Raw genomic sequence first — 24,111 nt, 5'->3', positions numbered from 1 at the left:
GAAACGTGCCCGCGCACAGCCGCCGCGGCTGATCTTACGGACACCTCAAAGGGGCCGCAATCAGTCGGGACGCGTACGCGCCAAGGGTCATCAAAAGGGTTCCTACGCCCTGTCACTGAATTGGCAGTGACAGGCCAAACCATAGAGTCCGAGGCCTGGCGGGACAAGGTGATGGGAGTCGACGCGTGTTGTAGGAATTTTCGCTATAACCACTGCCACACCGATCTCGGATCGACATTGGCCCTGTAGCCGCTGCCGAGCCCGCGAGGCTGCGATCGTCTGCGTAGCAGACGCAAGGGCGGTGTCCCCCATCAGCCTGATACACCACGTTGTCTGGTTTGGCGTCCGCTTTGCGGCCGGTCGCAGCCTCGCGGGCTCGGCAGCGGCTACATGAATCGTTATCGCCCGGGAGGCTGGTGGTGGTTGGGCGGGCCCTATCGCGAGCAAGCTCGCTCCTACAGGTATTGCATCGTCCTTGTAGGAGCGAGCTTGCTCGCGATGACGTCAGGCCGGGCAATACAAAATGAAAGGCCAAAGACACTCCCCCCAAACCCCACCCACAAAAAAAGGCGGCTACCCGCAGGTAGCCGCCTTTTCATTCACCGCCGGTAAGGCTTATTCCGACAGTTTGTAGGCGATGATGTAGTCGCCCATCTTGGTGCCCAGCGAGCCGTGGCCACCCACGACCACCAGCACGTACTGCTTGCCATCCTTGCCGGTGTAGCTCATCGGCGTGGCCTGGCCGCCCGCTGGCAGGCGCGACTTCCACAGTTCCTTGCCGTTGTTCACGTCATAACCGCGGATGTACTGGTCCAGGGTGCCGCTGAGGAAGCCCACGCCACCGGCGGTGACCATCGAGCCGCCCATGCTCGGCACGCCGATGGGCAGGCCGATCGGTACTGGCGAGCTGTCTCGGCTGGTGCCGTTCTTGTGCTTCCACACCACTTTGTTGGTGGTCAGGTCGATACCGGCCACGTAGCCCCAGGCCGGGGCCTGGCAAGGTACGCCGAACGGCGACATGAACGGATGCATGATCACCGCGTAAGGCGCGCCGGTGTTGGGTTGCACACCGGAGGTTTCGCTTTCGCGCTTGCTGCCGGCGGCGACTTCGGCGCGTGGCACCAGCTTGGAAACGAAGGCCATGTAGTTCGGGCTGGTGAACAGCAGGTGACGGACCGGGTCGATCGACACACTACCCCAGTTGAACACACCGACGTTACCCGGGTAGACCAGGCTGCCCTGGATCGACGGCGGGGTGTACTGGCCTTCGTAGCGCAGTTCCTTGAACTGGATGCGGCACAGCATCTGGTCGAACGGCGTGGCACCCCACATGCCTTTTTCTTCCAGCGGCGGCGGCAGCAGGTTCAGGCCCGAACGGGCCTGGGTCGGCGCGGTGTGGTCACCTTCGACCGCACCGCCCGGCGCCGGTACTTCCTGGATCGGCACGATCGGGGTGCCGTCGCGACGGTCCAGCACATACAGGCTGCCTTGCTTGGTCGGCTGAATCAGCGCCGGCTTGATGCCGTCCGCGGTCTTCATGTCCACCAGGGTCGGCTGGCTGCCCACGTCCATGTCCCACAGGTCATGGTGGGTGAACTGGTAGTTCCAGCGCAGCTTGCCGGTGTCGATGTCCAGGGCCACGGTGCCGGCGCTGAACTTCTCGGCGCCCGTGGTGCGGTTGCCGCCCCATTGGTCAGGCATCTGGTTGCCCAGCGGCAGGTAGACCAGGCCTAGCTTCTCGTCGACGCTGGCCAGGGACCACATGTTCGGCGAGTTGCGGGTGTAGGTCTGGCCTTCCGGCAGCGGCGTGGTGACGTCGGGGTTGCCGGCGTCCCAGTTCCACACCAGGTGACCGTCGTGCACGTCGAAGGCACGGATCACGCCGGACGGTTCGTTGGTCGACTCGTTGTCGGTCACGTGGCCGCCGATGATCACCAGGTTACGGGTGATGGCGGCTGGCGACGTCGAGTAGTAGCCGCCCGGGGTGAACGGGCCGATACCGGCCTTCAGGTCCACGGCGCCTTTGTTGCCGAAGTCTTCGCAGACCTTGCCGGTGTCGGCGTTGATCGCGATCAGGCGCGCGTCGGCGGTCGGCAGGAACAGGCGACGCGGACAGCTGGCGGCGATCGCCTGGCCGGCGGCCGAGAGGCTGGCCGGGGTGCTGATTGCGTCGCTTTTGTTGAAGCTGGCTTCGTCGTAGTACGACACGCCGCGGCAGGTCATGTGTGCCCAGCCACGGAAGTCATCGCCGTTCGGGCCCTGGATTTTCGGGTCGAAACGCCAGATTTCCTTGCCGGTGTCCGGGTCCAGCGCCAGCACCTGGCTGTGGGCGGTGCAGGCATAGAGCATGCCGTTGACCTTCAGCGGGGTGTTCTGGTTGGTGATTTCCACCGGGTCCTTGGCGGTCGGCATGTCGCCGGTGCGGATACGCCAGGCTTCCTGCAGCTTGCCAATGTTGGCCGGAGTGATCTGGGTCAGCGGCGAGTAGCGGTCACCGAACTCGGTGCGGCCATACGCCTGCCAGTCGCCTTCGGGCATGGTCGGCGCGGCGCTGGTGGTGTCGGCGCTTGCACGACCCAGTTCGCCCGAGATCTCGCCCGGGTGGGTGAACTGGCTGTTGATCGCGGCACCGCCGGCCAGGACCACGGCCACGCCCAGTACCGCGGTGCTCACAGGCGCCGGGCCGTTGCGCAGCAGCGGACGACGGAACCATGGCAGCAGCAGAACCACGCCCAGGGCAAAGAACAGCGACAGGCGTGGCACCAGTTGCCACCAGTCCAGGCCGACTTCCCACAGCGCCCAGACGGAGCTGGCGAACAGCACCACCCCGTAGACGAGCAGCGCGGCACTACGACCGGCCAGCAGCAGGATGCCGCTGACGATCAGGCCAATACCGGCCAACAGGTAGTACAGCGAGCCGCCGAGCATGCTCAGCTTGATCCCCCCGGCCAGCATGGCCAGGCCCATTAGCAGCAGCAAGATGCCGAGCAGGCTCGGCAGCAGGCGGCTCGGACTTGAAGCACCATCAGTGCTCATAGTGTGGTTCTCCGTGACGTTTAAGGTAGTCCCGCGCTTGTTCACTGTAGATGACGATCAGGCGCGGGCATGGTTCAGCAGTGTTTGGGAAAAACAGTTTTATTCAGATTGGGCGCGTTGCCGGTGCGCCTCAGAACGAGCTCTGGATCTTGATCCCGCCGATCAGTGCGTCGTCGACCTTGTCCACGCCACCCGGGTGGCGGATGTATTGCAGGTTCGGGCGCACGGTCAGCCAATTAGTGACATGCACGCCGTAGTACAGCTCGGCGCTGTATTCGGTGTCCTGGGGCGGCAGGTAGGCCGGGTTGTCGTAGTCCTGGATGAGGTTGGCCTGGTTGGTCGCTTCGGCGTTCTTGCGGTAGGCCGGGTTGACGTGGACCCGGGCCATGGCGAAGCCGATGTCGTCCTTGGCGCGTGCATCGAACAGGCCTTTGTAGACCAGGCCGGCCTGGACGTAGTTGTCGATGGCGTTGGTCTTCTTGTCGTGCATCGTCGCGTTGGCGAACAGGCTCAAGCCGCGCGAGTGGTCGCTGGCCAGGCTGGTGATTTGCTGTTGCGCGCCCAGCCACAGGCCGTGCTTGCTCGAACTGCTGCGATAGGCCTCGCCGCTCAAGGCCGCCGGCTGGCCGTTGCTGTCCTTGTACACGTCGTTGGCCTTGGCGCTGCTGTAGTAGTAACCGGCGCGGTATTCACCCGGCAGGCCGCCCGGCTTCGGCGTCCACACCAGTTCCACTGGCAGCAGGGTGCCCTGGGTGCCGCTGCCGCTGAGCTTGAAGCCGTTGTCGCGCTCGAGGTTGGACGGGTTCTGCTCATAGGCGCCGATCTGCGCGTAGAGCTCAGGGGTCAGGTGATATTTGACCCGCAGCGCCCACTGGCTGACCGGCCAGTTGTACCAGACGCTGCCGGCCCAGTTGCCGACCTGGGAGCCGCAGAACGCTAGGTTCTGGAAGTCGCAGGGGAAGCTGTTGAAGTCTTCGCCCTGGCCGAACCGGCCGACCTTGATGTCGAGTTTCTGGTCGAAGAATTTCTGCTGGTACCACATCTGCGTCAGGCGCCAGGTCTGGCCGCGGCCCCAGACTTCCTGGGCCGAGGTGAAGCCACCGACCCGCGGGTCGTTGATGCGGTCGTTGCTGATGTTGTCGCCGTCGCGCTTGGTGATGGTCAGTTGGAACTCGGCATCGTTCCAGCCGAGGATCTTGCCCAGGTCCAGGTGGCTGCCGAAGGCGAACTGGTCGCTGAAGCGCGCGGTGCGGTCATGGTCGTAACCGCCATGCAGGTTGGCGCCCATTTCGCCGACGAAGTCGATCTTGAAGTCGTAGCCTTTTTTCGCCAGCTCGGTGCGGTTGCCATTCCAGTCGCCGAGCATCCACGGGGACTCGCTGTCGAAGGCCGGCGCGGCCTGGGCGCAGGTAGCCAGGCCGAGGGCGCTGAGCAGGGTCATGGTTTGGTGCAGGGCGGCAGGGCGAGAGACAGCGCTGTCTTTAAAGGTTTGAACGTCTGGCATAGGTGAAATCTTGGTCTTATTCAGGGAAATGGGCAGGCAAGCAAAGGCTCGACGTGGCTCGGTTCGCGGCAGTGCGAGCACGTTAATACAGCTGATTCAAAGGGCAGGATTAATGGATTCAGCTTGAGCGGCGCGAAGAATAAATCAGGGGCCAGGCGAGAGAAAGGGCTTTTGTTGACATGAATCATTTCGGATTCGGTAACAGTACTGCCTCGCCTCCTGGAGCACAGGGCCTGCTGGCGCGGTGAACGCCAGGAAAGCCGTGGCGCGACGGCCCGTTGCAGGCCGTCGCGGGTCAGAGCCTCAGAAGGTGGTACGCAAGCCGACCTCGATGCTGCGCCCCTGGGCCGGGGCGATGTCGCGCAGGATCGAGCTGGCGTAGCGCACGGTCTGGTTGGTCAGGTTCTCGCCCTTGACGAAGGCCAGCCACTGGCTGCTGCCGATGTCGAAGTGGTAACCGGCGCTGGCGCCCAGGGTGGTGTAGCCGTCGGTGCCGCTTTCGTTGTCCGGCACGCGACGCTGGCTGGCGGCGTGTTCGACATCGATGCGCGCCTGCCAGCGATCCAGTTCCCACAGCAGGCCGCTGTTCAGGCGCAGCGGCGCGATGCGTGGCAGGGCTTCGCCGTTGTCCAGGTTCTTGGCGCGGGTGTAGTCGCCGGACAGTTCCAGGGCGAACTTGCCGTAGGCGCTTTCGCCGAGCTTCCAGTGGTCCTGGGCCTCGATCCCGGCAAACCGCGCGCGGACCCCGGAGTAGGTGTATTCCGGCATGCCACCGGCGTCCTCCTCGCCTTCATCGTTGAGGGTGCGACCGCTGCCGAGCAGCCCGATGTAGTTGGAGAAGTGGCTGTAGAACACCCCGACGCTGCCTTTGTGGGTGCCGTTGTCGAAACGCAGGGCCAGGTCGCTGGACACGGCTTTTTCTTTCGACAGGTTGGCGTCGCCGACTTCATAGGTGCCTGTGGCCACGTGGGCGCCGTTGGCATACAGCTCGTAGAAGGTCGGCGCGCGTTCGGTGTAGCCCAGGGTGGCGGCCACGGACCAGATCGGCGTCAGGGTGTAGACCGCGCCGGACGACAGGCTGCCGGCGGTGAAGCTGTTGGAGCTGTCGGCCTGGCTGAAGCGCTCGTTGCCTTTGCTGTCCGGGTCGACGCGGGTGTGTTCCAGGCGCCCGCCGAGGCTGAGTTTCAGGCGCTCGGTGGCCTGCAATTCTTCGAGGATGAACAGCGCGGCGCTGTCGGTATCGGTCTGGGGCACGAAGGCTTCTTCGCCGAGCGCGGAAAATTCGCTGCGGCTGACCTGGGTGCCGATCACCCCATTGAGCGGGCCGAGGAGCTGGTGGCGCGCTTCGACCCGGGCTTCGTAACCCTTGTTCTTGAAAATGGTGCCGGTCTCGCCGCCTTCGATTTCGCGGTGCTCGTAATCGGTGTAGCCGGCGTCGAACTTCAGCGAGCTGAAGGGGCCGTCGAGGTTGCGCAGTTCCGAGGCGAAGGCGTAGTGATCCTGCTTCATGCGGATGCGCACGTCGTCTTCGGCGGGCGAGCCGTAGTTGGAGTCGTAGTTGCTATAGGACAGCCCGGCGTAACCGTCGTCCCAGGTGTAGGAACCGCCGATGGCGCCGCCGTCCTGACGGCCGTCGCTGTTGCCCAGGCGGCCTTTTTTGCCGTTGCCGTCTTCACTCGCTGGGGCATGGCGGCTGCGGGCGTAGCCGGGGATTTTCAGGTCGTTGAACTGCCGCGAGTTGGCGTCCAGGTGCAAGGCGAAGGTGCCGTTGCCGGCTTCCAGCTTGCCCGCGCTGCTGCGGGTGGTGTCGGCACCGCCATAACGCAATTCACCGGCACCGTGGATGCCTTCGATGGCTGCGGTGGGGATGCGGTTGTCGAAGGTGTTGACCACGCCGCCGATGGCGCTGCCGCCATACAGCAGGGCGGCCGGGCCGCGGACGATCTCGATGCGCTCGACGTTGACCGGGTCCAACGGCACGGCGTGGTCGTAGGACAGCGACGACGCATCCAGGGCGCCGACACCGTTGCGCAGCAGGCGAATGCGATCGCCGTCCAGGCCGCGAATGATCGGCCGGCTGGCGCCCGGGCCGAAGTAGGACGAAGACACGCCCGGCTGTTTATTCAGGGTTTCGCCGAGGCTGCCTTGTTGTTGCAGGGTCAGGTCGTCGCCTTCCAGTACCGTGCTCGGCGCTGCCGTTTGCTGGCTGCCCAGGGGGTTGGCGGTGATGACCTGCGGTTGCAACTCCAGGGCGTGGGCCTGGGAGGCGAACAGCAAGGCGGCGGACAGCGGTGTCAGGCGCCAGAGTAAAGAGCGAGAAGGGCGGGGGGCAGAGAGGGACATCGGTCATTCCTTGGCAAGCGCGAGGCTGTGCGCTTTGAGTCAAAAGAGAACAGGCGTGACACGGCGAGGTGTCTGGATCAGGGGTTTGTTTTGTATTGATACAATATAACATCTCTTTCTGAACAAAAAGAAAGGAACTTTTCAGGAGAAGGGGGGCATTCGTTCCGATGTAGCCGCTGCTGCAGGCTGCGATCGAGCAGAACGCTCGTGGCGATCTCAGGTGCATGAGCGCCTTCGGCGCTATCGCAGCCTGCGGCAGCGGCTACAGTTGATGAGTGTTCGCCCTTCCACCGGATCGAACCCTCGGCTAAGGTGCGCGACTTCCTTTTTCTCTTGCTCAAAGGCCCGGCATGACTGCAACGAACAACGACCCGCTGCACGGCGTTACCCTGGAACAGATCCTCAAGGCGCTGGTGGAACACTACGAATGGCAGGGGTTGGCCGAGCGCATCGATATCCGTTGCTTCAAGAGCGACCCGAGCATCAAGTCGAGCCTGACCTTCTTGCGCAAGACGCCCTGGGCGCGGGAGAAAGTCGAGCAGCTGTACGTGAAATTGCAGCGCACCAAACGCCCGCTCTAAGGACCTTCGATGGCTGTCGAGCCGGTTTTTCCTTCAGGCGGTAAACGGCTGTTCACCGCGCTGGCCGCGTTGCTCGGCTGGTTGGCGCTGACGATCCAGCTGTACCTGATCCTCCATTTGCGCTGGACGGTGGACGCCAGCCTGCTGGGTGGGCTGATCAACTTTTTCAGTTTCTTCACCGTGCTCACCAACACCCTGGTGGCGGTGGTGCTGACCTGTGCCTTGAACCTGCGCAGCTCGCGCGGGCAGCGGTTCTTTCTGCAACCCTGGGTCAGCAGCGGTATCGCGGTCAGCATTGTGGTGGTGGGGCTGGCGTACAGCCTGCTGCTGCGTCACCTGTGGCATCCCCAGGGCTGGCAGTTGGTGGCGGACGAGTTGCTGCACGACGTGATGCCGCTGCTGTTTCTCGTCTACTGGTGGTGCTGCGTGCCCAAGGGGCGCCTGGGGCTGCGGCATGTCGCCGGGTGGATGCTCTACCCGCTGCTGTACTTCGCTTATGTGCTGCTGCGCGGGCATGTGCTGGGGCTGTATCCCTATCCTTTTGTCGATGTGGGCAAGCTGGGCTATGCGCAGGCGTTCGTGAATGCGCTGGGGATTCTGGCGGGGTTCGTGCTGGTGGCGCTGGGGATGGTCGGGCTGGATCGTTGGCTGGGGCGGCGCCGGGCTTGAGTATGCGGTGACTGGAAGGGCGTCATCGCGGGCAAGCCTCGCTCCTACAGAAAATGAATGACGGTGTTCCGCTTGAATTCTGTAGGAGCGAGGCTTGCCCGCGAAAGGCGACAAAGCCGCCGCTTAATCTTCTTCGCTACTGTCCAGGCGCCAATAACCGGCGGCCTTGACGAACTCGTCGTCGAGCCGGTGCTCGTCCAGCAGCACCCGGCGAATCTGCCGCGAGACTTTGCTTTCCGTGGCCACCCAGGCGTACAGCTTGCCGCTCGGCACCTGCAGCCCGCGCACGGTGCCGATCAGGTCCTGCTGGCCGCCGTCGCGCTCGACCCAGATCACCTCGACCTGCGCCGCGCTCTGCAGCACCTGGCGCTCGGCGGGGTCCTGGATCTCGATCACCGCCAGCACCTGGCGCCCAGCCGGCAATTCCTCCAGGCGCCGGGCAATCGCCGGCAGCGCGGTTTCATCGCCGATCAGCAGGTAGCTGTCGAACATGTCCGGCACGATCATCGAGCCGCGCGGCCCGCCGATATGCAGGAACTGACCGGGCTTGGCCTGCTCGGCCCAGGTCGAGGCAGGGCCGTCGCCGTGCAGCACGAAATCGATATCCAGTTCACCGATGTCCAGGTCGTAGCGCCGTGGCGTGTAGTCGCGCATGGCCGGCATCGCGCCGTTGTCCTTGCCCGGGCCCAGCACCAGGGTCTCCAGGGCCGCCTGCTGTTCGGCGTTCTGTGGGAACAGCAGCTTTATATGGTCGTCGCTGCCCAGGCTGATGAAACCGGCGAGTTCCGGCCCGCCCAGGGTGATGCGGCGCATGCGCGGGGTCAGGTCGACCACCCGCAGCACTTCCAGGCGACGGCGTTTGATCTCGTGGCTGACCCGATGAATCGATGGCGAAGTGTCTGCGGTCATTCAGCTGACTCCTGAGTGGAAGAGGGGGCCGGGCCGTCGACGATGGCGCGGGCGGTATTGTTCAGCAGGTCGCGGACGCGCAGGATTTCTTGCGGGTTCCAGCGGCCGTGGTGCATTTGCAGGGCGTGGCGCAGGTTGTGCACCGCCTCGTGGATTTCCGCCGGGCGATCGTGGCCGCGCAGCGAGCGCTTGCTGACGTCGATGCGCATGCGCACGCCATCCAGGGCAATCGCCTGGTCCTGTAAGGACAGACGGCCGGCCTCGGTCACGCTGTAGCGTTTTTTCCCGCCTTCGGCGTCGCCGCTGATCAATTCGCTCTCTTCGAGGAAGGTCAGGGTTGGGTAGATCACGCCCGGGCTGGGGCTGTAGGCGCCATCGAACATGCCTTCGATCTGGCGGATCAGGTCATAACCGTGGCACGGCTGCTCGGCGATCAGCGCCAGCAACAGCAACTTCAGGTCGCCGGGGGCGAAGACCCGTGGGCCACGGCCGCCGCGTTCGCGCCCGGGGCGTTTTTCGAAACCGTCGTGGCCGTCGCCGTACTCACGGTGGGGGTGGTGGTGTTCTCTCATTTTCTCTTTCTCCTGTGCGATTAAGACATAACTTAAGATATATCTTAAAGGCCGCGCAAGTACTTCCGTGCTGGCCGCACCAGCCGTTTGTCGTAGAGGGGGAGAATCGAGACAGTCCGTAGCCGCTGCCGAGCCCGCGAGGCTACGATCGAGGACGCAGTCCTCGCAAAACGGCCTCCGCAGTGATACCTGGAGCAGCGGGGTTGCCCGGTTTGCGGCCGCTACGCAGCCGATCGCAGCCTCGGCAGCGGCTACAGGCGGCTACGTTGCGGGGGGAGGTTTCAGCGTTGGGCCAGGCTGCCCAGGCATTGGGTATTGCTGCCCGGTTGCAGGTACGGCGTGAGGATCGGCGCCATGCCCTTGAGCACCTGGACCGGCAAGGCCGAGGTGAACTTGAAGGCTTGCGCCGAGACGCCCGGCACATAGGCGGTCAGGGTGCCGAAGTGGTGTTCGCCGATATAGAACACGAAGGTGGCGGTGCGGTTGATGGATTTCGAACTGAGGATCCGTCCGCCGGAGCCGATGGCCTCGATACGGTTGTCGCCGGTGCCGGTCTTGCCGCCCATGGCCAGCGGGGTGCCGTCGGCCAGCTTGAAGCTGCCGGAGAGGCGCTTGGCGGTACCGGCATCCACTACTTGCGACAGGGCGCCGCGCAGCGCCGTGGCCACTTCAGAAGGCATCACCCGCTTGCCCTCGGCCGGGTCGTTGACCAGCTTGGTTTCATACGGCGTATCGGCGGCGAAGTGCAGGCTGTCGATGCGCAGGGTCGGCATGCGCACGCCGTCGTTGAGAATGGTGCCGACCAGTTCGGCCAGCGCCGCGGGGCGATCGCCGGAACTGCCGATGGCGGTCGCCAGCGAGGGCACCAGGTGGTCGAACGGATAACCGACTTTCTGCCAGCGCTGGTGAATGTCGAGGAACGCCTCGATCTCCAGCATGGTGCGGATGCGGCTGTCCCGCGCGCTCTTGTGCCGGCTCTTGAACAGCCAGCTGTAGACCTCCTGGCGCTCGAATTCGCTGGCTTTGACGATCTCGCTGAACTTGGCGTCGGGGTGGTTCAACAGGTAGCCGAGCAGCCACAGGTCCAGCGGGTGCACTTTGGCGATGTAGCCCTGGTCGGGCAGGTCGTAGGAGCCGGGGCCGTAGCTGTAATAGAGCTTGTCCAGGCGTTCGTCGGTGAGTTTCTCGGTGAGCTTGGCGCCCTTGAGGTGCGAGCGCACGAAACTGTTGAAACTCTCCTGGCTGGCTTCCGGCAGCAGGTAGCGGTGCACGGCCGCCAGGCGGATCGGCGTCGGGTGCATGCTGTCGAGGAAGGTGTCCAGGCGCGCCTGGGTGTCCTTGTTGCGGTATTTCTTCCAGAACCGCAGGAGGAAAGAAGTGCCCTCGCGGTCGGCGAACTTGGCCAGGTATTCCTGGCGCCGCGGGTCGCCGTCGTCCTTGAGCAGGTTGGCGCTGTTGCTCGGGCCGGCGTAGGTGCTGTAGCGCACCAGGTCGCGCATCAGGCGGATGAAGGGCAGGTTGATCGACTCGCGCAGGGCGTCGCGCAGGGTCGGTATGCGGCCGTTGTCTTCCTTGCGGAAGTTATGAAAGGTGTGCAGCCCGCCGCCGGTGAAAAAACTCTCGCCGGGGCTGGCCGAGTATTTGCGGTCCAGGGCCGCCTCGAGCATTTTCGGCAGGCTGCGGTCGCTGTTCTGGATCAGGTAGTCCACGGCCCAGCGGCTCAGGCGGTCCTGTTCGGCGATCTCGACTTTCTTCAGCACCGCCGGGGTTTCGGCGCCGTACTGCTCGTACAGTTCGGCAATGATCTGCAGGTAGGTGGTCAGGACCCGCAGCTTGGCGGTGGAGCCCAACTCCAGCTTGCTGCCTTCGTTGATGTCGAAGGGCTGGTCGGTGCTGTCGGTCTGGACCCGCACCCGCGAACCGTCCGGCGTCAGCTCGAGCAGGGTGAAGCTGTAGCGCACCTGGGTGGTGCTGGTCGGCGTCAGCAGGCGTTCGCCGAGCAGGCCGATCTCGGCGGCGAACACCGGGTCGGCCAGGTGCTTGAGATATTCGGTGGCCTGGCGTTGCAGGTCGCTTTGCAGGGTGCTGGTGGCGGACAGGTCGAGGCGATCGAGGTCGTACAGCGGCCGGTTGAGCAAGCCGGCCAGGCGACTGCGGGCGACGCTGATGCCCTTGTTGGTTTCGATCGGCTGGATCGTCGGTTGCTGCACCCAGTCGCGGAAGGTGGCCTTGCTGGCCAGGGCGGCTTCGGACAGCGGCGTATCGATCACGCCATTCTGGGTCAGCAGGCGGATATGGCTGTCGGTGAGTTCGGCCAGTTCCCGGCGGCCCTTGGACAGGTAATGCGAAGGCCGGCGCTGGGCGATCATCAACGACAGCACCTGGCGCAGGGCCAGGCCGCGTTGCGCCAGGCTCTGCGGATCGTTGGCGGTGCTCGCCAGCTGCTCGTTGACCTGGGCGAAGTCGGCGCCGTACCAGACCCGCAGTCCTTCGGCCATGCCATGCACTTCACCGTGGCCGGGCACGGCCGACAGCGGCACGCTGTTGAGGTAGTCGCGAATGATGCGCCGCCGGGCCTCGAGGGTCTGCTGGCCGCCCTGGTAGGCACGCACGCTGGCGGAAATCATCTGCCGGATCTTTTCCGCGCCGGACACGGTCAGGCCGTCCGGCGAGTGCCGGTACTTTTCCAGCTGGGTCGCCAGGGTACTGCCGCCCGCCGTCTGCCCTGGCAAGTGCAGGAGCTTGGCCACTTGCGACCAGGCGGCTTTGGCGAAGCGTGGCCAGTCCACCGCCGGGTTGGCCAGGGGCTGGTCGGGGTCGAGCAACTCGCGGTTCTCGATGAACAGCAGGCTGCGCACCATCACCGGCGGGATGGCGGCAAAGTTCGAATAGAGCTGTTGCGGGTACTTGAATTGATAGAGCGGCGCCGCGCGGCAATCGGTGATCGACAGCCCGGCCTGAATCTTCTCGGTATAGGGGACGAAGAAGCCGTTTTCGCTGTAGTTCATCAAGGCGGGGGAGAAGCGGGTCTGGGCCTCCACCACGTAACCGCGCTTGAGCAGGCGCGCCAGGAAATCATCGAGGGCGCTGTAGCCCAGGCGCTTGTCGAAGGGCCCGGCGCCGGGGTAGACGATGGCATCGCTGGGGCCGGGGGCTACGGAATAGCTCAGGTCCGCGGCGAACTTGCTGAGCTCGCGCGCCTGCAGTTTCGAGGTGCGCATTTCCTTGGACGCGGCAAAGCCCAGGGCGATCAGCGCCATCAGCAGCAATAGCCAGAACAGCCGCCACCAAAGCCGGCTTGAATGGGATTTCTCAGGGATAGGCGCTTCTTCCACGCGATCAGTTGGCACTACTTTTTTACTCGAATCGGTCTGTCGCAAAGCACCCATAGTCGACTGATCCATTCACGCAGATTGATCGGACTTGTCTGAAGCTTAGACGGTGGTAGGCAATGGTGAAAAATTTGTGCGCGACCTGAAAGCATTCATCTCCCCCTGTAGGAGCGAGCTTGCTCGCGATGGTCGTCAACGATGGCTAGGTGTATCCAAAGCATCGCGGCGCCCTCGGGTTTATCGCGAGCAAGCTCGCTCCTACGGGGCATGGGGCGAGGCGAAAGAAGCTTGAGATAGAGCCATCGCGACCAGTAAATAGGTCCTAGGTAGGGGCATGACGCTGCCCCATGGCTGTGCAATACTCGGCGCCGTTCAAAAATGACAAACGGCGAAAATTCCAGGTAATGCCACTCGGTAAAACCCGAAAATACCGAGATTTCTCTCTAAATTTAGCTGTTTATAGAGTGAAAAAGCCTGTCGTCAGCTTTTTATACTGCACACCCCACTGATCTTGCAGGATTTGTCCTACAAGACGTGTCGGCCCACAAGGTCGATCCGATCTGGTTGGCACGGGTTATCCATCCGTGCCTCACAGACTCGGTGGCTCATATCCAATAACAAGATGAGGTTGTATCCCTATGCCAGTTGGCAACCACCTGCCCCAAGGCGAGACCGCTCAAGGCGGCCCGCTGAAACGCGAACTCGGCGAACGGCATATTCGCTTGATGGCGCTTGGCGCCTGTATCGGCGTCGGTCTGTTCCTCGGTTCGGCCAAGGCCATCGAAATGGCCGGCCCGGCCATCATGCTGTCCTACATTCTCGGCGGCCTGGCGATTCTGGTGATCATGCGCGCCCTCGGCGAGATGGCCGTGCATAACCCGGTCGCGGGTTCCTTCAGCCGTTACGCGCAAGACTACCTCGGCCCGCTGGCGGGCTTTCTCACCGGCTGGAACTACTGGTTCCTGTGGCTGGTGACCTGCGTCGCGGAAATCACCGCGGTGGCGGTGTACATGGGCATCTGGTTCCCCGATGTGCCGCGCTGGATCTGGGCCCTGGCGGCCTTGGTGAGCATGGGCTCGATCAACCTGATCGCGGTCAAGGCCTTCGGTGAGTTCGAGTTCTGGTTCGCCCTGATCAAGATCGTCACCATCATCGCCATGGTCATCGGTGGCGTCGGCATCATTGCCTTCGGTTTCGGCAATGACGGCGTGGCGCTGGGCATCTCCAACCTGTGGACCCACGGCGGTTTCATGCCCAACGGCGTGACCGGCGTGCTGATGTCCCTGCAGATGGTGATGTTCGCCTACCTGGGCGTGGAGATGATCGGCCTCACCGCCGGTGAAGCGCGCAACCCGCAGAAGACCATTCCCAACGCCATCGGCTCGGTGTTCTGGCGCATCCTGCTGTTCTATGTGGGCGCGCTGTTCGTGATCCTGTCGATCTACCCGTGGAACGAAATCGGCACCCAGGGCAGCCCGTTCGTGATGACCTTCGAGCGCCTGGGCATCAAGACCGCCGCTGGCATCATCAACTTCGTGGTGATCACCGCCGCGCTGTCGTCCTGCAACGGTGGCATTTTCAGCACCGGGCGCATGCTCTACAGCCTGGCGCAGAACGGCCAGGCCCCGGCCGGTTTCGCCAAGACCTCGAACAACGGCGTGCCGCGTCGCGCGCTGCTGCTGTCGATCTTCGCCTTGCTGCTGGGCGTGCTGCTCAACTACTTGGTGCCGGAGAAAGTGTTCGTCTGGGTGACCTCCATCGCCACCTTCGGCGCGATCTGGACCTGGGTGATGATCCTCCTGGCCCAGCTCAAGTTCCGCAAAGGCCTGAGCGCTTCGCAACGTGCCGGCCTGAAGTACCGCATGTGGCTGTACCCGGTCAGTTCCTACCTGGCCCTGGCGTTCCTGGTGCTGGTGGTGGGGCTGATGGCCTACTTCCCGGACACCCGTGTGGCGCTGTATGTGGGGCCGGCGTTCCTGGTGCTGCTGACGGCGTTGTTCTACCTGTTCAAGCTGCAACCGAACAATGCCCAACAGGGCGCGGTGCGTTCGGCGTCGTAACGCCATCAGGCGATAAAACCAAAAGCCCCGGTCAGTGACCGGGGCTTTTTTATGCGGGCGCTGTTTCTGCGGTTCCGGGTTTTAGTGTTGCAACCGCCCGTTCACCGCAGCCCGGTGAACGGTCAGCTCCCCAACAGCCCTGTGGTGTCCGCATCGAACGCCGCTTTCGCTTGTTGCGCGGCGGGCGCCAGCAGGGCCAGCAACGCGGCCTCGCTGTACAGCTTGGTGCTCGCCAGGTGCTTGGGCGTTGGTTCGATGGGGATCAGCACGTCTTCATCGTTGGCGTGCAGCCAGATCGCCGCGACATGCAGCGCCGAGACAAACAACACGCGCAGTTCAAAGGTCCGGCCTTTGAGGTGCGGCGCCTTTTCCGCCAGGTTCAGCGCATTGACCGTGGCCGACGCCAGGGCGCCGTGGTTCAGCGACGAGAACTCGACCTGGCCGGCGACTTCCGCCAGTTGCGCGTCGGCAATCGAGACTCCGTCGCTGAATACCAGGTAATGCCAGTCCCCCAGCGTGGCCTGCTGCAGGCCTTTGCCCTGGGCCAGGTCTTCCAGGCTCAGCGAGTAGCCGCGGTAGGGCTCGGACAGGCTCACTTTACTGGCGGTGGCCTGGGCGAACTGGCGGTTGACGCCGAAGCCTTTGCTCTGCAGGGCCGCCTGGAGAGCCGGGCGCAGTACCTGAGCGCCGTTGGCGGGTGCCTTGGGATAAGTCAGTTGCATGCTGCCCTCCTTAGTTTTTCCGGGTGAAGTAGGTGTTGGTCCAGTTACCGCCGCCGTTGTACGAACGGGGGAAGGTGTTCAGGGCACGGGTCGAATAGCCGTAGATGGAATCCGCAATCAGCAGGTAGCTGCCGTTGGTGCCATAGATCGCCAGAAAGTGCGCGCCGCCGCCAAACCAGGCACAGCGCAGGCCAACGGGGCGTCCCATGTTGATCTGGTTGTCGATGGCCGACAGTTGGATCGAACCCTGGCTCATGCCACCAAAACTGCGGGTGGTGCGCAGGGCCGAGTCCAGGTAGCCATACACGTTGCATGGCCCTGGCTGGTTGCAGCAGGAATTGCGCCCCAGTTCAGTGTTGGCGACCCCGCATTGAGTCCAGGAACCGGTGCGGTAAAAGTTGCCGACCGAGGCCGACAGCGCGGCCCAGCACCAGTTGGTCTGGGTTTGCTGCTGAATGCTGAAGTTGAGGCTGGCGGCCAGGGCGGCGTGTTCCGCGCTGTCGTCGACTTCGCTCAGTCCGGCGTTGAGCAGGGTACCGACCAGGCACTGTGGTAGTGCCTCGGCAGGACCTGTGCGGGTAAAGGGTGTGTCTTCAAGGGTTAACATTTTCATCCTCCATGAGTGAAAACAAGCGTCCAGCTTGTGTCGTTGTTGCGTGTGGCGATGCAGCGTTTTTCGCAAGCCCGTGACCGGCCTGTAGGATTCGCCATCCTCGATGGCCTGCTCCGGTCGGGCTCAGGGGTAACCTTAGTTGTTATATGCATTTGTGCAAGTTTAAATATGCATTGATGCAATTATTTGTGGGTAGGCAATCAGGCCAGAGAAGGCCTGGGAGGGGGCTTGCACGACAACGGCCCATGCAGGCCGGCTTGGATGCCACACGTCTGAAAGACCGCCGGATCAGCGATTTCGCCAATCGATGGGCAGAAAAACCTGCCATACAAGTTGAGCAACATTCAACGCGGGAGAGTCACCAATGAGACTCTTATGGAAGGGAATCTCCAGATACACGGTGATCGGCATCGCCAACACCTTTATCCACTGGCTGGTGTTCTTTTTGCTGAGCCTGGTGGTCGGCCTCAGCCAGGCGCTCAGCAACCTGGCGGCCTTTTGCGTCGCGGCGTCGTTTTCTTTCTATATGAACGCGCGCTTCACCTTCGCCGCCAGGGCCTCGGTCGGTGGCTATCTGCTGTTTCTCGGGGGCATGGGGGCGCTGAGCCTGGGTGTCGGGCATGCCGGGGATGTGTGGCGGCTGCCCGGCTTGCTGACGGTGCTGGTGTTTTCCGCCCTGAGCCTGGTGGCGGGTTTTCTGTTCGCCAAGTACCTGGTGTTCCGCGAGTGTGAACGATGAAGATCTCGCTGATCGTTCCGGTCTTCAATGAAGAGCAGGCCATCGGTCTGTTTTACCAGGCGGTGCGTCGCGAGTTGCGGTTCGAGCAGGGCGAAGTCGAGATCGTGTTTATCAACGACGGCAGTTCCGACCGCACGGCCGAAGAGGTCAAGGCCCTGGCGCAGATGGACGAGCAGGTGCTGTTGATCAACTTTTCACGCAACTTCGGCAAGGAGCCGGCGTTGTTCGCCGGGCTGGAGCACGCCAGCGGCGATGCGGTGATTCCCATGGACGTCGACCTGCAGGACCCGATCAGCGTCATCCCACGGCTGATCGAGGAATGGCAGAAGGGTGCCGATGTGGTCCTCGCCAAACGCCGCAGGCGCACGGCCGACAGTTTTCTCAGGCGCAGCAGCGCGGCGCTGTTCTACCACCTGCTGAACCGTATCGCCTACACCCGGATCGAGGAGAACGTCGGCGACTTCCGGCTGATGGATCGCAAGGTGGTCGATGTGATCCGGACCCTGCCCGAGCATCAGCTGTTCATGAAGGGCGTCCTGTCGTGGGCCGGGTTCACCACGGTGGTGGTGGAATACGAGCGCGCCGGACGGGTGGCGGGCAAGAGCAAGTTCAATGGCTGGAAACTGTGGAACCTGGCGCTGGAAGGCATCACCTCGTTCAGCACCGTGCCGTTGCGCTTGTGGACCTACATCGGTGGCGGCATCTCGATTTTCGCGGTGCTCTACGCGGTGTACATGGTCCTGGACAAGATCTTCTTCGGCAACAGCGTGCCCGGCTACCCTTCGTTGATGACCGCCATTCTGTTTCTCGGCGGCGTGCAGTTGATCGGCATCGGCATCCTCGGCGAGTACGTCGGCCGTATCTACATCGAGGCCAAGCATCGGCCGCGCTACGTGATCAAGGACGTCATCGGCGGCAAAGACCGCCTGGGGCTATAGCATGGACAGAATGGGCCGCTTGCTCAGCGGGGAACTCGGGCGTCGCCAGGCCTGGCTGTTTTTTCTGTGCGCCACCTTGTTGTATGTGCTGCCGCTGATCCTCGCGGACTTTCCCTATATCGATGACAACTGGCGCTCGCTGTCGGCCGGCACCGCCTGGACGGAGCAGGGGCGGCTGTTTACCGAGCTGTTCTACAACGCCCTGACCTTCAGCGGCGCTGCGCCAAACATCTTTCCCTTGCCGCTGCTGATCGCCACGGTCGCCATGGCTGCGGCCTTGACCAGCCTGACGTTCCATTACTACCCGCAGCCGACGGCGGCCTGCTGCCTGGTGCTGTTGCCGCTCTGGTACAACCCGTTCTTTCTGCAGAACCTGTCGTATCAATACGACGGCCCGGCCATGGCCTTGAGCCTGGTGGCGGTGATCTACGCCATCACCTATCGCAACCCGTACCGCGTACTGCAATGGCTGGTGCCGGCCTTGCTGGTGGCGCTGGCCATCGGGCTGTATCAGATCAGCATCAATGTGTTCCTGGGTCTGTGTTGCCTGGAGGTGATCCGCGGCGCCAATGACAAGCGCGCCTGGCCGCGCTGGTGGGAAATGATCGGCTGGAAGATCGCCCAGGTGGCCCTGGGTTGGATGATCTATTGCGTCACCGCCTACCCCTTCATGGAACAGACCCGCACCTTGCTGCTGAATTGGTCGGCGCAGCCCTTGCTGCAACTGCAAGTCAACATCGCCAGGGTGCTGGAAAAAGTCGTGCTGCTGTTTCACGGCGGGTTCGCCTGGGTGTTCGCCGCGCTGGCGCTGTGCGCCCTGGCCGGTTGCGTGCGGCTGGCGGCGAACCTGTTCCAGCGGCCGGACAGCGGCCTGAAAAAAGTCGTGATGGCCCTGGTCTGCCTGCTGGCATTGCCGCTGGTGCTTGTGCTGGTGTCGGGGATCGCGCTGTTTTTCCGCGACTTCAATGAAGGCGCCCGGACCTTGATGGGCTTCGCGGTGTTGTGGGTGCTGCTGTTCTATCTGAGCCACCTGGCGTTGGCGGCACTGCATGAGCGCTTGCCGCTGTTGCTGATGGTGCCGCTGCTGGCGATGCTGTCGCTGTCGTTCGCCTATGGCCGGGTGCTGACGGTGCAGAAAACCCTGGTGGCCAGCGCGCTGTCGAGTCTTGAGCGCGACATCACCAGCCACCGGCCGTTGCGCGAGGCCAAGCGCATCTATATGTCGGTGACCTATTCCGATCACTGGCTGCTGGCGGCCGCGGGCTCGTTCAAGCAGATGCCGGTGCTGCACTACCTGCTGAACATCGACTTCTTCATGCTGGCCGAGAACCTGCCCAAGGTGGGCATTACCAACGTGGTCGCGGAAAGGGAGCGGCGCAATGCGACCCTGGTCGGTTACCAGGGCTATCCACCGCTGGTGGACAGCCGCTACTACCGGATCTATCTGCTGGGCGATTACGGTTTTATCGTCATGAAGGAACCGGCGCCGATCAAGACGTTGCACTGGTGAGGCGCCGGGCTTATCCGCTGGATCAGAACTGATCCATCAGCAGCACACGGCATTCCCTGGCCTGGAAGGCGTTGATCTGTGGCACCAGGCGGGTGAAGTGCTCGGTCTGGCAATGGGCCTCGAGCGCCGCGCGGTCTGGCCATTGTTCGATAAAGATGAAGTGCCCCGGGTCTTGCTGGTCGACGAACAGGTCGTAGGCGATGCAGTCTGGCTCCTGGCGGGTTTTCTCCACCAGTTCGGCGTACCAGGGGCGCACGGTGTCGAGGTGTTCGGGCTTGATGAAGTCTTCGGCGATGACTTTGAGCACTGGGGTTGCATCCTTTGCATGATGGATAGCGCCCCGCCGTTGCGGCGGGGCGCCGAGGGTGGCCGGTCAGGCCGCGGCTTCGCTGTTGGGCTCGAAGCTGTCGGCGCGCGCCAGCTGCCACATGCGCGAATAGAACTCGCCGCTGACCGCGCCGGTGAGCAATTCGCCGGGCTTGAGGAACACATGCAGCTGCGAGAACAGCTTGATCTCGGTGGCCGACATGCGCCGTACCAGGTGCTTGGCTTCCAGTTGCGACGGGTGATTCAGGCCGGCGGCGGCGAGCATTTCGGCCAGGGCCTTGAGGGTGTTGCGGTGGAAACTGAACACCCGTTGCGCCTTGTCCGGCACCACCAGCGCGCGCTGGCGCAGGTTGTCCTGGGTGGCGACGCCGGTCGGGCATTTGTTGGTGTGACAGCTTTGCGACTGGATGCAGCCGATGGCGAACATGAAGCCGCGCGCCGAGTTGGCCCAGTCGGCGCCGATGGCCAGCACACTGGCGATGTCGAAGGCGCTGACGATCTTGCCGCTGGCGCCGAGCTTGATCTTGTCGCGCAGGTTCAGGCCCACCAGGGTGTTGTGCACGAACAGCAGGCCTTCGCGCATCGGCGCGCCGATGTGGTCGGTGAACTCCACCGGTGCCGCGCCGGTGCCACCTTCCTTGCCGTCGACCACGATGAAATCGGGGAGGATGCCGGTCTCCAGCATGGCCTTGGCGATGCCCATGAACTCCCAGGGGTGGCCGAGGCAGAACTTGAAGCCTACGGGCTTGCCGCCGGACAGCTCACGCAGCTGCTGGATGAAATGCATCATTTCGATCGGCGTGGAAAAGGCGCTGTGGCTCGATGGCGAGATGCAGTCCTCGCCCATGCGGATGCCGCGGGTATCGGCGATTTCCTGGGTCACCTTGTGCTTGGGCAGGATGCCGCCGTGGCCGGGCTTGGCGCCCTGGCTCATCTTGATTTCGATCATCCGCACCTGCGGGTTCTGCGCCTGCACGGCGAAGCGCTCCGGGTCGAAATGGCCGTCGCTGGTGCGGCAGCCGAAGTAGCCGCTGCCCAGTTCCCAGGTCAGGTCGCCACCGTTTTCCCGGTGGTAGGGGCTGATGCTGCCTTCGCCGGTGTCATGGGCGAAGTTGCCGAGCTTGGCGCCCTGGTTGAGGGCACGGATGGCGTTGGCGCTGAGGGAGCCGAAGCTCATGGCCGAGATGTTGAACACCGAGGCCGAATAGGGCTGCTTGCACTGCGGGCCGCCGACTGTGACGCGGAAGGTGCTCGGATCGCTCAGGGGCGCCGGGCGCATGGAGTGGCCGATAAATTCGAAACCCGACTGGTAGACGTCGATCAGGGTGCCGAACGGCTTGTCGGCGCTTTCGTTCTTGGCCCGCGAATAGACCAGCGAGCGCTGGGCCCGGGAGAAGGGCAGGGCGTCGCTGTCGGACTCCAGCAGGTACTGGCGGATTTCCGGGCGGATGCCTTCCACCAGGTAGCGGATATTGCCCAGGATCGGGTAGTTGCGGCGCACCGCGTGGGGGCTTTGCAGCAGGTCGAAAATGCCCAGCAGGCTGAGCAGGAAGGTGACCAGGGTGAATGGCCAGAGCCAGTCATGTTCGAGAAAGGGCAAGCTGGCGAGGGTGAAAATCACGCAGGCAGCAAAGAAGGCGTAGCGGCTCAGGAGGGACAGGCTCATACGGTTTCCTTGGTTCGGACTCTATAGATTTCGTTTTTGGGTACTCATTCTTCTTGTGTGGCCAACGATCTTGTTGTTGTAGAGAACGGCTGTGGCGCAGCCAGTGTGCGCACATGGCAGCTTCAGGCGTCAGGCAGTGCGCGCCTGGAGAACAATTGAAAACAGTTCGGACCGGGACTTGATGCCCCGCGTGCCGTAGATGTGTTTCTTATGGACGTTCACGGTTTCGGCAAAGGTTTGCAGCTTACGAGCGATCTCCTTGCTGGAGCAACCGCTGAGCATCAGGTGTCCGCCCTGGTGCCAGGCGTTGACGAGGGCGATAGACGATTTGCTGCTTTTCTTATTGCAACTGGTTCTCGTTTCCATGGTCTGATAATGTTACTGTATAACGCAATTGATCATCACCCAGCCCTCGGAGACTGCCATGAAAGCCAATATCCATCCCGCCTACCGCACCGTACTGTTCCACGACACCGCCGCGGATGTGTACTTCCTGATCGGTTCCACCGTGGACACCGACCGCACCCAGCGCCACAGCGATGGCAACACCTATCCCTATGTCACCCTCGACGTCTCCAGCGCTTCGCACCCGGTCTACACCGGCCAGCAGCGCAAGACTCAGTCCGAAGGGCGGATCGCCGGCTTCAACAAGCGTTTCGCTTCGTTCGGTTCGTCCGGCAAGACCGGCAACGCTTGAGGGCCCCGGCCCTTGCCGCACAGCCGCTTGTTCCTGCATCCGTGCAGGAGCGGGCTGCATCCTCTGGTCTATTCCCCTCTCTATTCCAACCCGCCCATGGAAGGCCTGGGTGGCAAGCGCTTGGTCCCGCCCGAGGCGCCGGGTGTATGGAAAAAACAGCGGCCGACTGTGTCGTGACGACGCCTCGCCAGTCATGGGATCCTTGCCGCCTCGCGTAACCGATCCAGGTTTTTCATGACTCTTTCAAGCGCTACATCCCCCCTTATCCGTATCGCCGCGGCCCTGTTGATCGGCCCGGACGGCCGTACCCTGCTGGTGCGCAAGCGCGGCACCCTGGCTTTCATGCAGCCGGGCGGCAAGATCGAGCCGGACGAGTTGCCGGCCCAGGCCCTGGCCCGTGAGCTGGAAGAAGAACTCGGGCTGCGTATCGCCCCGGCCGACGCCCGTTACCTGGGACGTTTTTCCGCACCGGCAGCCAACGAGCCGGGTTTTGTGGTCGAGGCCGAATTGTTTCGCCTCGATCTGGACACCGACGAGGTCCGGCCCGCGGCGGAAATCGAGGAGGTCTGCTGGATCGATCCGCAGGCTGGCGACGAGCTCACATTGGCCCCATTGACACGCGACCTGATCTTGCCGTTCTATCGCGCCTCGCAACTGGCCTCGGCCTGATTTTTCAAGGACAAAGGATTGCCCATCATGATTCCCCTTCACGACATGTTGATCTTCATCGCCGCAGCCTTGCTGATGGTGCTGACCCCCGGCCCCAACATGATCTACCTGATCTCCCGTTCGATCTGCCAGGGCCGCCGGGCAGGCGTGACCTCGCTGGTCGGCGTGGTGGCCGGCTTCTTCGTCCACTTGTTCGCCGCGGCGATCGGCCTGACCGCGGTCTTCATGGCCGTGCCGGTGGCCTATGAAGTGCTCAAGTGGGTCGGTGCCCTGTACCTGATGTGGCTGGCCTGGCAGGCCCTGAAGCCGGGCGCGCGTTCGCCGTTCGAGGCGCAGCAGTTGCCGCCGGATTCGTCGCGCAAGCTGATCCTGATGGGCTTTCTCACCAGCGCCCTGAACCCGAAGATCGCGGTGTTCTACCTGTCGGTCTTTCCCCAGTTCATCAGCCCGGAACACGGTTCGGTGTTCACCCAGAGCATCATCCTCGGCCTGACCCAGATCAGCGTGAGCTTCAGCGTCAACCTGCTGATCGCGCTGTTCGCTTCGGGCATCGCCGCCTGGTTCGTGCACAACCCGCTGTGGCTGGCGACCCAACGTTATTTCATGGGCTTCGTGCTGGCCGGGCTGGCGGTGCGTCTGCTGCTGGAACAACGCCAGACGGTCTGACCGTTTCATTCACCTGCGGCCCGGGAGCCTCGACCGACCATGTCCCTCCAGCGCCTCGATGCCGGTCACGCCGCTGCCTACCGCGCGCTGATGCTCGAAGCCTACGAGCATCATCCGCAGGCCTTTACTTCCAGTGTCGCCGAACGTGCGGCGATGCCCCTGAGTTGGTGGGAGTCGCGGCTGAGCAGCCCGTTGGACCTGTTGCTGGGGGCTTTCGAGGATGGCGAACTGGTGGGCATCGTCGGCCTGGCGTTCGAGGTCCGGGAAAAAGCCCGGCACAAGGCCACGCTGTTCGGCCTGTATGTGGCGCCGCCTTATCGCCACGGCGGCCTGGGTTACCGGCTGGTCCAGGCGCTGCTGCAGGAGGCGCGCAAACGCCCCGGGGTGCGGCTGGTGCAACTGACGGTCACCGCCGGCAACGACGCCGCCCTGGCGCTGTACCAGCGTTGCGGTTTCGTCCAGTTCGGCCTGGAGCCGCTGGCGGTGCGGGTGGGCGTCGAGTACTTCGACAAGCTCCACCTGTGGCGTGAAGTTGTCTCCCCCCTCTGACAGTCCCCG

20 protein-coding genes and 1 pseudogene are annotated in these 24,111 nt (G+C 63.3%); 10 read left to right on the top strand and 11 right to left on the bottom strand.

What is annotated here, in order from left to right; translation table 11 throughout:
• Positions 1–615 precede the first annotated feature (615 nt).
• The 3 genes from C4K27_RS24805 to C4K27_RS24795 form a co-directional block, all read right to left on the bottom strand.
• A complete protein-coding gene (locus C4K27_RS24805) occupies positions 616–3,036 on the bottom strand; it encodes a glucose/quinate/shikimate family membrane-bound PQQ-dependent dehydrogenase (RefSeq protein WP_053262485.1) in 2,421 nt (806 codons plus the stop codon).
• Positions 3,037–3,166: 130 nt separating this feature from the next.
• The gene (locus C4K27_RS24800) at positions 3,167–4,540 is read right to left on the bottom strand and encodes a carbohydrate porin (RefSeq protein WP_053262484.1); all 1,374 of its coding nucleotides are present in this window, start codon (positions 4,538–4,540) and stop codon (positions 3,167–3,169) included.
• A 303-nt stretch (positions 4,541–4,843) separates the two neighbouring features.
• Positions 4,844–6,883: a TonB-dependent receptor gene (locus C4K27_RS24795; RefSeq protein ID WP_053262483.1), complete on the bottom strand. Its 2,040-nt coding sequence runs from the start codon at positions 6,881–6,883 to the stop codon at positions 4,844–4,846.
• Between the two features lie 350 nt (positions 6,884–7,233).
• On the opposite strand from C4K27_RS24795, the gene C4K27_RS24790 reads away from it, so the two are divergent.
• Positions 7,234–7,464: a VF530 family protein gene (locus tag C4K27_RS24790; RefSeq protein WP_007923118.1), complete on the top strand. Its 231-nt coding sequence runs from the start codon at positions 7,234–7,236 to the stop codon at positions 7,462–7,464.
• 9 nt (positions 7,465–7,473) lie between these two features.
• Positions 7,474–8,133 (top strand): Pr6Pr family membrane protein, encoded by a 660-nt coding sequence (locus tag C4K27_RS24785; RefSeq protein WP_053262482.1) that lies wholly within the window; start codon positions 7,474–7,476, stop codon positions 8,131–8,133.
• 123 nt (positions 8,134–8,256) lie between these two features.
• On the opposite strand, the gene C4K27_RS24780 is transcribed toward C4K27_RS24785, so the two are convergent.
• The 3 genes from C4K27_RS24780 to C4K27_RS24770 form a co-directional block, all read right to left on the bottom strand.
• Complete coding sequence (locus C4K27_RS24780; RefSeq protein WP_053262481.1) at positions 8,257–9,042, bottom strand: siderophore-interacting protein; 786 nt, start codon at positions 9,040–9,042, stop codon at positions 8,257–8,259.
• The gene (locus C4K27_RS24775) at positions 9,039–9,614 is read right to left on the bottom strand and encodes a PadR family transcriptional regulator (protein ID WP_009045406.1); all 576 of its coding nucleotides are present in this window, start codon (positions 9,612–9,614) and stop codon (positions 9,039–9,041) included. Before C4K27_RS24775 ends, C4K27_RS24780 begins: the two co-directional genes overlap by 4 nt.
• Before the next feature lie 281 nt (positions 9,615–9,895).
• Positions 9,896–13,003, bottom strand: coding sequence for a transglycosylase domain-containing protein (locus C4K27_RS24770; RefSeq protein ID WP_053262480.1), 3,108 nt, complete (start codon positions 13,001–13,003; stop codon positions 9,896–9,898).
• Positions 13,004–13,584: 581 nt separating this feature from the next.
• Between C4K27_RS24770 and C4K27_RS24765 the strand changes: the two genes are divergently transcribed.
• Positions 13,585–15,006 carry an amino acid permease gene (locus C4K27_RS24765; RefSeq protein ID WP_053262479.1) on the top strand — a complete coding sequence of 474 codons (1,422 nt, stop codon included), beginning with the start codon at positions 13,585–13,587 and terminating at the stop codon, positions 15,004–15,006.
• Between the two features lie 122 nt (positions 15,007–15,128).
• Here the strand turns inward: C4K27_RS24765 and C4K27_RS24760 are convergent, their stop codons facing one another.
• Entirely contained in the window at positions 15,129–15,728 is a 600-nt protein-coding gene (locus C4K27_RS24760) for a hypothetical protein (RefSeq protein ID WP_053262478.1), read from the bottom strand.
• 10 nt (positions 15,729–15,738) lie between these two features.
• The gene (locus C4K27_RS24755) at positions 15,739–16,335 is read right to left on the bottom strand and encodes a papain-like cysteine protease family protein (protein ID WP_053262477.1); all 597 of its coding nucleotides are present in this window, start codon (positions 16,333–16,335) and stop codon (positions 15,739–15,741) included.
• Positions 16,336–16,705: 370 nt separating this feature from the next.
• Between C4K27_RS24755 and C4K27_RS24750 the strand changes: the two genes are divergently transcribed.
• Genes C4K27_RS24750 through C4K27_RS24740 form a run of 3 tightly spaced genes read left to right on the top strand, consistent with a single transcriptional unit; the run spans position 16,706 to position 19,528 of the window.
• Entirely contained in the window at positions 16,706–17,080 is a 375-nt protein-coding gene (locus C4K27_RS24750) for a GtrA family protein (RefSeq protein ID WP_053262476.1), read from the top strand.
• Positions 17,077–18,018: a glycosyltransferase family 2 protein gene (locus C4K27_RS24745; protein WP_053262475.1), complete on the top strand. Its 942-nt coding sequence runs from the start codon at positions 17,077–17,079 to the stop codon at positions 18,016–18,018. The genes C4K27_RS24750 and C4K27_RS24745 overlap by 4 nt, the downstream gene beginning before the upstream one ends.
• 1 nt (position 18,019) lies before the next feature.
• Positions 18,020–19,528 (top strand): glucosyltransferase domain-containing protein, encoded by a 1,509-nt coding sequence (locus tag C4K27_RS24740; RefSeq protein ID WP_053262474.1) that lies wholly within the window; start codon positions 18,020–18,022, stop codon positions 19,526–19,528.
• Positions 19,529–19,550: 22 nt separating this feature from the next.
• Here the strand turns inward: C4K27_RS24740 and C4K27_RS24735 are convergent, their stop codons facing one another.
• From C4K27_RS24735 to C4K27_RS24725, 3 genes and pseudogenes are all read right to left on the bottom strand, one after another.
• Positions 19,551–19,835, bottom strand: coding sequence for a putative quinol monooxygenase (locus tag C4K27_RS24735; protein ID WP_007923147.1), 285 nt, complete (start codon positions 19,833–19,835; stop codon positions 19,551–19,553).
• Between the two features lie 66 nt (positions 19,836–19,901).
• Entirely contained in the window at positions 19,902–21,521 is a 1,620-nt protein-coding gene (locus C4K27_RS24730; RefSeq protein WP_053262473.1) for an FMN-binding glutamate synthase family protein, read from the bottom strand.
• A 129-nt stretch (positions 21,522–21,650) separates the two neighbouring features.
• Positions 21,651–21,812, bottom strand: a pseudogene (locus C4K27_RS24725) (LuxR C-terminal-related transcriptional regulator); the annotation flags it as partial.
• Between the two features lie 133 nt (positions 21,813–21,945).
• Between C4K27_RS24725 and C4K27_RS24720 the strand changes: the two are divergent.
• The 4 genes from C4K27_RS24720 (at position 21,946) to C4K27_RS24705 (ending at position 24,102) form a co-directional block, all read left to right on the top strand.
• A complete protein-coding gene (locus C4K27_RS24720; protein ID WP_009045397.1) occupies positions 21,946–22,218 on the top strand; it encodes a type B 50S ribosomal protein L31 in 273 nt (90 codons plus the stop codon).
• A gap of 234 nt (positions 22,219–22,452) precedes the next feature.
• On the top strand, positions 22,453–22,887 hold the full coding sequence (locus C4K27_RS24715; protein ID WP_053262472.1) for an NUDIX hydrolase: 435 nt from the start codon (positions 22,453–22,455) through the stop codon (positions 22,885–22,887).
• 27 nt (positions 22,888–22,914) lie between these two features.
• On the top strand, positions 22,915–23,553 hold the full coding sequence (locus C4K27_RS24710) for a LysE family translocator (protein ID WP_007930534.1): 639 nt from the start codon (positions 22,915–22,917) through the stop codon (positions 23,551–23,553).
• A 39-nt stretch (positions 23,554–23,592) separates the two neighbouring features.
• Positions 23,593–24,102 carry a GNAT family N-acetyltransferase gene (locus C4K27_RS24705; protein WP_053262471.1) on the top strand — a complete coding sequence of 170 codons (510 nt, stop codon included), beginning with the start codon at positions 23,593–23,595 and terminating at the stop codon, positions 24,100–24,102.
• Positions 24,103–24,111 lie beyond the last annotated feature (9 nt).

Origin of the sequence: Pseudomonas chlororaphis subsp. chlororaphis, from assembly GCF_003945765.1 — a bacterium.
GTDB classification, from domain to species: Bacteria; Pseudomonadota; Gammaproteobacteria; order Pseudomonadales; family Pseudomonadaceae; genus Aquipseudomonas; species Aquipseudomonas chlororaphis.
Note: the sequence above shows the minus strand (reverse complement) of the source record. Positions and strands in the feature narration are given on the sequence as shown.

Excerpts from the sequence above, each read along its gene's own strand:
- C4K27_RS24805 (WP_053262485.1), bottom strand. The coding sequence starts at position 3,036 with ATGAGCACTGATGGTGCTTCAAGTCCGAGCCGCCTGCTGCCGAGCCTG.
- C4K27_RS24800 (WP_053262484.1), bottom strand. The coding sequence starts at position 4,540 with ATGCCAGACGTTCAAACCTTTAAAGACAGCGCTGTCTCTCGCCCTGCC.
- C4K27_RS24795 (WP_053262483.1), bottom strand. The coding sequence starts at position 6,883 with ATGTCCCTCTCTGCCCCCCGCCCTTCTCGCTCTTTACTCTGGCGCCTG.
- C4K27_RS24790 (WP_007923118.1), top strand. The coding sequence starts at position 7,234 with ATGACTGCAACGAACAACGACCCGCTGCACGGCGTTACCCTGGAACAG.
- C4K27_RS24785 (WP_053262482.1), top strand. The coding sequence starts at position 7,474 with ATGGCTGTCGAGCCGGTTTTTCCTTCAGGCGGTAAACGGCTGTTCACC.
- C4K27_RS24780 (WP_053262481.1), bottom strand. The coding sequence starts at position 9,042 with ATGACCGCAGACACTTCGCCATCGATTCATCGGGTCAGCCACGAGATC.
- C4K27_RS24775 (WP_009045406.1), bottom strand. The coding sequence starts at position 9,614 with ATGAGAGAACACCACCACCCCCACCGTGAGTACGGCGACGGCCACGAC.
- C4K27_RS24770 (WP_053262480.1), bottom strand. The coding sequence starts at position 13,003 with ATGGGTGCTTTGCGACAGACCGATTCGAGTAAAAAAGTAGTGCCAACT.
- C4K27_RS24765 (WP_053262479.1), top strand. The coding sequence starts at position 13,585 with ATGCCAGTTGGCAACCACCTGCCCCAAGGCGAGACCGCTCAAGGCGGC.
- C4K27_RS24760 (WP_053262478.1), bottom strand. The coding sequence starts at position 15,728 with ATGCAACTGACTTATCCCAAGGCACCCGCCAACGGCGCTCAGGTACTG.
- C4K27_RS24755 (WP_053262477.1), bottom strand. The coding sequence starts at position 16,335 with ATGTTAACCCTTGAAGACACACCCTTTACCCGCACAGGTCCTGCCGAG.
- C4K27_RS24750 (WP_053262476.1), top strand. The coding sequence starts at position 16,706 with ATGAGACTCTTATGGAAGGGAATCTCCAGATACACGGTGATCGGCATC.
- C4K27_RS24745 (WP_053262475.1), top strand. The coding sequence starts at position 17,077 with ATGAAGATCTCGCTGATCGTTCCGGTCTTCAATGAAGAGCAGGCCATC.
- C4K27_RS24740 (WP_053262474.1), top strand. The coding sequence starts at position 18,020 with ATGGACAGAATGGGCCGCTTGCTCAGCGGGGAACTCGGGCGTCGCCAG.
- C4K27_RS24730 (WP_053262473.1), bottom strand. The coding sequence starts at position 21,521 with ATGAGCCTGTCCCTCCTGAGCCGCTACGCCTTCTTTGCTGCCTGCGTG.
- C4K27_RS24720 (WP_009045397.1), top strand. The coding sequence starts at position 21,946 with ATGAAAGCCAATATCCATCCCGCCTACCGCACCGTACTGTTCCACGAC.
- C4K27_RS24715 (WP_053262472.1), top strand. The coding sequence starts at position 22,453 with ATGACTCTTTCAAGCGCTACATCCCCCCTTATCCGTATCGCCGCGGCC.
- C4K27_RS24710 (WP_007930534.1), top strand. The coding sequence starts at position 22,915 with ATGATTCCCCTTCACGACATGTTGATCTTCATCGCCGCAGCCTTGCTG.
- C4K27_RS24705 (WP_053262471.1), top strand. The coding sequence starts at position 23,593 with ATGTCCCTCCAGCGCCTCGATGCCGGTCACGCCGCTGCCTACCGCGCG.